The following is an 8,496-nucleotide window of genomic DNA, read 5'->3' as shown; positions in this document are numbered from 1 at the left end:
GTCAGCCATCCGCTACCGGGCCCCTGTCCGCTACCCCTGATCACGCCCCTGACCAGGGCGGTAGCGGCGGTAGCGGAAGTAGCGGACCTGGTAGGGGAAGAGGAGAGGGACACTCATCGCGGCAATCGGAGTGCTTACCCGCAGATGCACCCCAAGGGGGCTCCCGGGGCGCAAGCGATAATCGTCTGTCCGGCAGACGGCCCTTACCGCTTTCCCTCATTGCCGGGATCGGGAGAAACATACGCAAGGGCTTCCTGCCTCTGCCCCTCTCCGAACGGATGAGTAATGCGTCCGATCCTCCGCCACCCCAGACGCTCATAAAGGCGAATCGCTGAATCATCCTTGACCATTACGTCAAGCACCAGCCGCAAATCGTTGGTCGCCGCATAGTTCACGGCTGCCCGCACAAGACTTTTACCAATTGAACGGTTTCGAGCATCAGCGAGAACAAAAAGGCGCACCAGCACACCCACGCCTCTCTCCCCACCTTCATCTTGCTCATTCCACAGCTCTACAACCCCCTCCCCTGACGGCCGAGTGATGGCCACATGCCCAACCACGCGACTGTCAACAATCGCGACCCATGCACCCAATAGGCCAATCGGCGAAAGCCAATCCTCGGGCCGATCTACACCCTCAACGGGGTAACCGTCAGTACGGTGGACTTCTACTAGGGCAGAGGCTGCGGGTGCCATGTCAGCCTCAGTGCGACGTCGCACGACAACATCCCCTGAACCTTGGTTCTCCACGGTCGGCCCTACTGGACGGGGCTTCACTGGACGGGGAGTTCGTACTTGAGGCCGGTAAGATCGGCTCGATGCACATAGCGAGACACCTCAAATGGTTCGCCATTCTGATCGATGCTCGTGTGTAGAACTTCGAGCACAGGCACGCCGGATGGGAGTCGAAGAACCGACGCTTCATGGGGCGTTGGCATACGAGCGGTGATCTCATCGCAGATCGAGGTCATGACATGACCGAGTTCTTCAAGACGGCCATAGATCCCGTTCGGACCACTCTTCACTTCCATGAGACGAGTCCCCTTCGCCTCTCCCCAGCGAAGATAAGTGGAAACGATCTGGACCGGCTCATCATCCGCGAAGTAGTGATTTTCTCTGTGCACAACACTCCGCTCCACGGAAGAAACCCCGAGACGCTCCGCAATATCGACGGGAGGAACTTCATTCGCAATCGACGGAACATCGATGCGCGGAACTTTCCCTTGCCGTTGCGCCTCTAGACGGAAAGGAGTCAACCCCGTCTCCCGATTTTTCAGCGAATACCGATCACTACCGAAGCGAAAGAGCCGACGCGGCTCCCGGACGAATACACCTCGTCCATGCTTGGCGATCACTAGCCCCTGTTCAGCGAGCAAGCGCACGGCCTCACGAGCCGTATTGCGCGCGGCGCCGTGCTGCTCAGCAAGGACTCGCTCCGACGGAAGCTTGTCGCCGGCGCTCAGTTCGCCGGACTCGATGGCCGCTCGCAAGGTGTCGGCGATGCGCCTACTTGCGGGCTGCGCGCCGCTAGCGCTCTCGATGGGAGTCATGGAACCCAGCGTACAACTGGCTCAAGCCAGCAGCTTGACGCACGCACAGCCGGGATGCTCAACTGGCTCAAGCCAGTAAGTGGCTCAAGCCAGTGGGAGCGGCGTCCAACCGCCAAGAAGCACGCCGCTCCCCATACCCGCGAAGGGGTCTGTCAATGATGCCTGAAACCGTTCTTGATCGCGGTACCACGCAGGTCGTGGGCTCGGAGTCGCCGCGCATGCCGGTGGTTCTCGCCGATCTGTCGACAGGTGAGCGGACGGTGGCGCTGTACGCGTCGGACATGCCCGCCCGGTACCGCACCACGGACCACACGCAGGTCGCCGCCTGGGTCCTTCAGGGCGTTGAGCGGGTCGGTCTGGATGAGGTCCGTCGCCGGGCCGCGTTCGATGCGGGTTACCGGCTGCTGGCCCGAGGGGGCCACGTCACGCCTCAGCTCACCGCCAGCCAGGAGCAGCGTTTCCCCAAGGCCGGTCGGTTGAACTGTGCGGACCGTCACGCCGCGAACTTGAACCTGTGGGTGCAGATGTCCGAAGAGACCCGGGCGCGCAACGGGTCGGCTGCGGTGGACGGCGACTGCCCGTGCGGGGGGACGCGCTCGATTCCGCTGTGGCGGGACGAAGACGCGACCGTCAGCCGGATGTGCCCGGTCCACGCTCAGAACGCCATCCGCGCGATGCGCCCGGCGGTGGACGCGTGAGCACCCCCACGAATCAGGTCCGGGCCCTGTTCGCTCAGGTGTCCGCCCACCCGTACGGCGCGCCTCTGGTGCGCCGTACGGGTGGGGACGGGAGTCTCTCGGTCCCTGTGGAGGGTATGGAGCTGTGCCCGCAGGAGACCGCCGCCGCGCTCTTCGAGGTTGAGGCGGACGACGATCCCGCTCCCAGCACCGACACCCTGTACAGCATGCTCCGGGCCTCCATGCAGGAGCTTGGGCCCGCCGGACTGGCCCGGACCGTCACGGTCTTTAGCGATCTGGACCCCGGCGAGTTCTGGGAGGTGAGCGCCTGCCACACCTTCGCCTACCGCCTCGCGCTCTCGTTCTGGTATGAGGGCGCCCGCGCGCGGCCCATGACCGCCGGGGAAGCCGCCACGGCCCTCTACCTCTCCGGCCACCACCGCCACGCCACCCGGATGGCGGGGGCGACCCCGTTCCTCTCCCGCGCCGTGCGCGAGGGTGCTGCCGTCCTGCCGACCGAAACCCTCATCCGACTCGGGGCGCTCATGGGTGCAGAACTGGCCGGTGCCCACACATCCCAAGCGGCCCCGGACTGGCTCTACCGCCAGATCTTGCCGGACCGTCAGCGGCGGCAAGTCTGTTTCGACCTGGTCCGCGCCCACCCCTGCCGGCCCCTCCCCCTGGTCGTGCGGCTCGACGACGGAACCCACCTTCTCGGCACCTGCCCGCCCCCGCGCCAGGACGGCACCTGGCCCCGCACGACCGGAGTCCAGTGGTGAGCCGGACCCGCACGGCCAAACCCGTGCTCGCAGGCGACACCCGACGGCGGATCCGCGACTACCTCGCCAACCGGGACGGGCGCCACTGCCACTACTGCGCCCGCCCCTTCGCCCCCGACCTCACCGGCGCCACGCTCGACCACTACATCCCTTACAGCCTCTGGCCCATGAACAGGCCCCGGAACCTCGTACTCGCCTGTGACCCCTGCAACAACGCCAAGGGCGACCAACTGCCCCTGGCAATCTCGCTCCTGCTGCTCCAAGGCTCTGACCAGCGTGACGACCCGCGTCACACCCCCCGTCACACCCCGCGTCACACCCCGCTGCGTACGGTTCCGCTCGGTGCCGCACGGTCCTCCGCTCACCCCGCCCCGTGCGGCACCGAGCGGAACCCACACGCCCAGCTCACGGGCCGTGCGGATGGTGTGCGGACAACGGATCCGCACACCCCGCACGCCATCCGCACGGGCGCCATGAGCGTCCCCGTGAGCGCCATGAGCGTCCCCGTGAGCGCGGTGAGCGTCCCCCGTCCTTCCACCCCCGGCCGGTCGACTCCGCACCCGACCACGGGCGCCCTCACCGTTCTGCGACTGCTGGCCCGACTTGCGGACCCCCGACCGTCCACCCCCGACAGGGTGACCGATCGATCGAGACACCACCAGCCGTACGAGACGGAAGGAACGGCGGCATGAGCGCCCGCACCGTGGACGACAAGATGACCGTCAAGGAAATCATCGCTGACCTGAAGGTGGCCCCGTCGACCTTCTACCGGTGGCGCCAACTCGGGAAGGGGCCCCGCTCGATCAAACTGCCGAACGGTGACGTGCGGATCAGGCGGTCGGAATACGAGCGCTGGCTTACGGAGCGGGAGGACGCCGCGTGAGCGAGACCGACGACATTCCGGTCCGTCGCCCTCACGGAGAGGCTCGACCGGGGTTCTCCCTCGATGTCCGACTGTGGAAGGTCACGAAGGTCAGCCGGAAGGCGCGCCCGTACCAACTCCGTTGGGTCGTAGGCGGGAGGGTGAGCAGCGCGACGTTCGCCACGTCGGCACTCGCTGAAAGCCGACGTTCGGAGTTGCGGCAGGCCATGCGCCGGGGCGAAGCGTTCGAGATCGCGAGTGGACAGCCTGAGTCCGAAGTCCGCGCGGCGGAAGAGGCGGCGGCAACGGCGGCTGAGGCCGAGCCGTCGTTGCGGTGGTTCGAGTTCTGCCGGAAGTACGTCGCCGGGCGGTGGCGCATGAGCGCTGCCAAGACCCGTGAGGGCATGGCGGACGGGCTTGCCGCCGTGGCACTGGCCATGGTGAAACGAGGCGAGAAGACCCCTGAGGACAAGTACCTGCGCTTGGCCTTCCGGTGGGCGATCGTCCCCGCGAACGCGGGGCAGGACCCGCCGGCCGAACTGAAGGCCGCGTACGAGTGGCTCACGACGGAGGATCGGCCGGTTGCCGACCTGGTCAAAGTTGAGGTGTTCGAAGACGTGCTGTATCGCCTCAGCTATCGACTGGACGGCACTCCGGCTGCGGGGGAGACGCACAAGCGGCGGCGCCGGGCCCTGAACACTGCCCTCGAATACGCGGTGGCCGCAAAGGAACTCCCGGAGAACCCTCTCCAGGGGGCTCACAAAAAGCGTGTGGGTTCCGGCGCGGTAGTGGACCGGCGCGTCCTCGTGAACGCCGTACAGGGTCGCCAGTTGCTCACTGCGGTTTCCTACGTCGGTTCGTGGGACCGCAGCCGCGGGAGGCGCCTGGCAGCCTTCTACGCGGTCCTGTACTACGCGGGGCTCAGGCCCGCTGAGGCGGTCGGGCTGAGACTCTCCGACTGCCACCTGCCGGACACAGGTTGGGGCACATTGACGCTGAGGGAGACGCGTCCCGTCTCCGGTAAGCAGTGGACCGATTCCGGGGAGCGGCACGATCGCCGGGGCCTGAAGGCGCGCGAGGCGGACACAGACCGTCCGGTCCCCATCCCGCCCGTCCTGGTCTCGATCCTGCGAACCCACCTGAAAGAGTTCGGGACCGCCAAGGAAGGGCGGGTGTTCGGCAACGAGCGCGGGGGCGTCGTCGGTTCATCAACGTACTGGCGGGTGTGGGAGGAAGCGCGGGAGTACGCGCTCCCGCCTGAGCGGGTCGCCTCGCCGTTGGCCGGACGTCCGTACGACCTGCGGCACGCGTGCATCACGCGGTGGCTGAACGCGGGGGTGCCGATCGCTGAGGTTGCCCGGCGGGTCGGCAACTCGCCAGAGGTAATCCACCGGCGCTACCACGGCTGCATCGACGGTCACGAGGAAGCGGCCAACGCCAAGATCACAAAGGCGCTGGAAGAGGACGGCGATACGGCCTGAGGTGTGTATCGCAGATGGTGCGTGAACACTGAGAGAGAGCGAGAAAGAGCGGGAGTCAGTGAGACTGACTCCCGCTCTCTCATGTCGGCATTCGCGCTGGTCAGACCTTGATTTTCACTGGCTGACTGGCGAGTGCCCCCGGCAGGATTCGAACCTGCGCACACGGCTCCGGAGGCCGTTGCTCTATCCCCTGAGCTACGGGGGCGTACCGCCTGTGTTGCTTGGCGACGAAGGAAACCCTACCAGCTTCGGCGGGGTGGCCGTGAACAGGTATTTCGAGGGCCCCGCGCCCGGGGTGCGGGCGCTCCGGAGGGGTCAGGCGGAGGCGCGTTTGGCGGTGGTGCGGGGCTTCGCCGTCTTCTTCTGCGTGGTCTTCTCGGCCGTCGTCTTCTTCGCGGCTGCCTTCTTCGTCGTCTTCTTGGGCGCCGCCTCCTTCTTGGCGGCCGTCTTGGACGTCGTCGTCGCCTTGCGTCTTCTGGTCGGGAGGTCCGTCACCTCCGCGACCTCCTCGCCCTCCCCCCGCGCCTCCTTCGCCGCGCGCACACTGTCCTCCAGCGCCGCCATCAGGTCGAGGACGCGCCCGCCCCCGGCCTCCGCCGGCTCGCGCTCGGGGGGTGGGCCGCCCTCCGCCTTCGCCGCGATCATCTCCTCGACCGCCTCGCGGTAGTCGTCGTGCAGCGAGTCGAGGTCGACGGAGCCCAGGGTGTCCATCAGGGCGTCGGCCAGGTCGAGTTCGGCGTCGCGCACGGTGACCTCGGTCTCCGGGGCGACGCCCTCGGGTGCGCGGATCTCGTCCGGCCAGAGCAGACCGTGCATGGCGATCACGTCGCCGACCACCCGGAGCATCCCCAGCCGCTCCCGGCCCCGGAGCGCGTATTTGGCGACGGCCACCTTCTGGCTGCGTTTGAGCGCCTCGCGCAGCAGGGTGTACGGCTTGGCGGCCGGGACGCCGCTCGCGGAGAGGTAGTACGCCGCGTCCATCTGGAGCGGGTCGATCGAGGACGCCGGGACGAACGCGACGATCTCGATCGTCTTCGCCGTCGGCAGCGGCAGTCCGGCCAGGTCGTCGTCCGTGATCGGGATCATGGTGCCGGTCGCGTCCTCGTACGCCTTGCCGATGTCGGACGTCGCCACCTCCTCCTGGTCCAGCTCGCAGACCTTCCGGTAGCGGATCCGGCCGCCGTCCTCCTTGTGGATCTGGCGGAAGGAGATGGAGTGGTTCTCGGTGGCGTTGACCAGCTTGATCGGGATGCTGACCAGCCCGAAGGAGATCGCGCCGTTCCATATGGATCGCAAGGTTCCGCACCTTTCATCCAGGAAGAGAAGATAGCGAGGGTTCCTGATGAATGTATGGGATTCTCATCTTATGACGCCTGTCACCGAGGTGGAGGGGCGGCGCCTGGCGCTGAGCAATCTGGACAAGGTCCTGTACGCCGCCACCGGCACCACCAAGGGCGAGGTCCTGCACTATTACGCCCGTACGGCGGCCCCCCTGCTGGCCCATCTCAGCGACCGCCCCGTCTCCTTCCTCCGCTATCCGGACGGTCCTGACGGGCAGCTCTTCTTCACCAAGAACCCGCCGCCCGGCACCCCCTCCTGGGTGCGGGTCGCCTCCGTACCCCGCAGAACGGCCGACACCGGGAAACAGGTGGTGGTGGAGGGCCTGGCGGCGCTGATGTGGGCGGCGAACCTGGTCGTGGAGTTCCATACGCACCAGTGGCGGGCCGAGGCGCCCGAACGCGCCGACCGGCTGATGTTCGACCTCGACCCCGGGGCGCCCGCGACCTCGGTCGAGTGCTGCGCGGTGGCGCTCTGGCTGCGCGGACGGCTGCGGGACGACGGACTCGCCGCGTACGTGAAGACCTCGGGCTCGAAAGGGCTCCATGTCCTCGTACCGCTGGTACGGACGCCCTCGGCGGAGGTCTCCGCGTACGCGAAGGGCCTCGCCGTCGAGGCCGAGGCCGCGCTGCCGGGGCTGGTGGTGCACCGGATGAGGCGTTCGCTGCGGCCGGGGAAGGTCTTCGTCGACCACAGCCAGAACGCCGCCGCGAAGACGACGGCGGCGCCCTACACCCTGCGGGCGCGCCGGGAGCCGACCGTGTCCACGCCGCTGACCTGGGAAGAGGTGGAGCGGTGCACGGCCGCTTCGGAGCTGGTCTTCCGGCTGGACGACATCGCCGCCCGTCTGGAGCGGTACGGGGACCTGCTCGGGCCGCTCGCCGCCGGGGAGGGCGCCGGGGCGCTGCCGCGCGCGGTCTAGGCGCGGTGCCAGGTGTGGCGGTTTCTCGCCGTCGCGTACAGCGCCTCGATGTCCGCCGGTTTCAGTACGCCGCCGAGCGACGCCAGCGCCGGGACGTCCGTCTCGCGCAGGATCCGTACGTCCGGTGGGGCCGGCAGGGCGGCACGCGGGTGCGCCTCGACCAGGGCCAGTACGGGGCGTACGGCCGTCGCCAGCGCGAGCGACGCGCGTTCCGCGTCGCGGCGGGCCCGGCGCAGGTGCGGCAGCGGTTCGCCGCGCCCCGTGGTGACCAGGGGGTCGTCGACCCGGACGCGGCGACCGCCGGCCGCGAGGGTCCGTACGGTCAGGACGCCCGCCGGGCCGATCGCCAGGTGGTCGATACGGGCGGCGCCCGGCAGCGGGATCGAGTGGAGGACCCGCCAGCCCGCGTCCTCCAGGGCGTCGAGCGCCGCGCCGAGGATCTGCTGGGCCGCCAGTTCCGCGCGGCGGGGGTCCCGGCGGCGCCACGCCTCGGGGAGGAGCGGGAGGGCCCGTCCCGGGGCGGGTTCCTCGTGGTCCAGTACGGCGTGCAGCGCCTCGCCCGGACGGTTGGGCGCCAGGTCGTCGTCAGGGTGGAGCGAGAGCCGGTCGAGTTCGGCGGGGGTCGGTACCGGGGCCGGTCCCACGGTCACCTCGCCCGCGAGGTACGGCGCCAGCGCGGCCAGTACGTCGTCGCGGCCCGCGCCGGTGAGCAGGTTGACCCGGCCGGTGGCCTTGTCGTACCAGGCGACGGCCGTGCCGTCCCGTCTGCTGACGTACAGCCGGTCCCGGCCGCGCCGGTACCCCGGTGTGACGCGTAAGCGTGTCATGCCGCCCCCATCCCCGGCACCATGGGAACAGCCGCCGGGCCGCCCCGGCAAGAGCGCCGGA

At 68.5% G+C, this 8,496-nt stretch carries 10 protein-coding genes and 1 tRNA gene; 6 read left to right on the top strand and 5 right to left on the bottom strand.

Going from position 1 to position 8,496, the window contains the following annotated elements; translation table 11 throughout:
- Positions 1-203: 203 nt before the first annotated feature.
- Both ACFXPL_RS25075 and ACFXPL_RS25070 read right to left on the bottom strand, forming a co-directional pair.
- Positions 204-695 (bottom strand): GNAT family N-acetyltransferase, encoded by a 492-nt coding sequence (locus tag ACFXPL_RS25075; protein WP_384923671.1) that lies wholly within the window; start codon positions 693-695, stop codon positions 204-206.
- A 77-nt stretch (positions 696-772) separates the two neighbouring features.
- A complete protein-coding gene (locus ACFXPL_RS25070; RefSeq protein WP_384923669.1) occupies positions 773-1,549 on the bottom strand; it encodes a GntR family transcriptional regulator in 777 nt (258 codons plus the stop codon).
- 155 nt (positions 1,550-1,704) lie between these two features.
- On the opposite strand from ACFXPL_RS25070, the gene ACFXPL_RS25065 reads away from it, so the two are divergent.
- The 5 genes from ACFXPL_RS25065 (at position 1,705) to ACFXPL_RS25045 (ending at position 5,348) form a co-directional block, all read left to right on the top strand.
- Entirely contained in the window at positions 1,705-2,247 is a 543-nt protein-coding gene (locus ACFXPL_RS25065; protein WP_384923667.1) for a hypothetical protein, read from the top strand.
- Positions 2,244-3,005 carry a hypothetical protein gene (locus ACFXPL_RS25060; RefSeq protein ID WP_384923666.1) on the top strand — a complete coding sequence of 254 codons (762 nt, stop codon included), beginning with the start codon at positions 2,244-2,246 and terminating at the stop codon, positions 3,003-3,005. The genes ACFXPL_RS25065 and ACFXPL_RS25060 overlap by 4 nt, the downstream gene beginning before the upstream one ends.
- The gene (locus ACFXPL_RS25055) at positions 3,002-3,697 is read left to right on the top strand and encodes an HNH endonuclease (RefSeq protein WP_384923663.1); all 696 of its coding nucleotides are present in this window, start codon (positions 3,002-3,004) and stop codon (positions 3,695-3,697) included. Before ACFXPL_RS25060 ends, ACFXPL_RS25055 begins: the two co-directional genes overlap by 4 nt.
- A complete protein-coding gene (locus tag ACFXPL_RS25050; protein ID WP_384923660.1) occupies positions 3,694-3,888 on the top strand; it encodes a helix-turn-helix transcriptional regulator in 195 nt (64 codons plus the stop codon). Before ACFXPL_RS25055 ends, ACFXPL_RS25050 begins: the two co-directional genes overlap by 4 nt.
- Positions 3,889-4,028: 140 nt before the next feature.
- Positions 4,029-5,348: a tyrosine-type recombinase/integrase gene (locus ACFXPL_RS25045; protein WP_384923657.1), complete on the top strand. Its 1,320-nt coding sequence runs from the start codon at positions 4,029-4,031 to the stop codon at positions 5,346-5,348.
- 133 nt (positions 5,349-5,481) lie between these two features.
- Here ACFXPL_RS25045 and ACFXPL_RS25040 read toward each other — a convergent pair.
- A tRNA-Arg gene (locus tag ACFXPL_RS25040) sits at positions 5,482-5,553 on the bottom strand.
- A 110-nt stretch (positions 5,554-5,663) separates the two neighbouring features.
- Complete coding sequence (locus ACFXPL_RS25035; protein WP_384923654.1) at positions 5,664-6,644, bottom strand: Ku protein; 981 nt, start codon at positions 6,642-6,644, stop codon at positions 5,664-5,666.
- Between the two features lie 70 nt (positions 6,645-6,714).
- Here ACFXPL_RS25035 and ligD point away from each other — a divergent pair, with 70 nt between their 5' ends.
- Positions 6,715-7,608, top strand: a complete 894-nt coding sequence (gene ligD / locus ACFXPL_RS25030; protein WP_384923651.1) for a non-homologous end-joining DNA ligase — start codon at positions 6,715-6,717, stop codon at positions 7,606-7,608.
- On the opposite strand, the gene ACFXPL_RS25025 is transcribed toward ligD, so the two are convergent.
- Positions 7,605-8,435 carry a nuclease-related domain-containing protein gene (locus tag ACFXPL_RS25025; RefSeq protein ID WP_384923648.1) on the bottom strand — a complete coding sequence of 277 codons (831 nt, stop codon included), beginning with the start codon at positions 8,433-8,435 and terminating at the stop codon, positions 7,605-7,607. The genes ligD and ACFXPL_RS25025 overlap by 4 nt on opposite strands.
- Positions 8,436-8,496 lie beyond the last annotated feature (61 nt).

It is taken from the genome of Streptomyces sp. NPDC059092, from assembly GCF_042756365.1.
Classification (GTDB): Bacteria; Actinomycetota; Actinomycetes; order Streptomycetales; family Streptomycetaceae; genus Streptomyces.
Note: the sequence above shows the minus strand (reverse complement) of the source record. Positions and strands in the feature narration are given on the sequence as shown.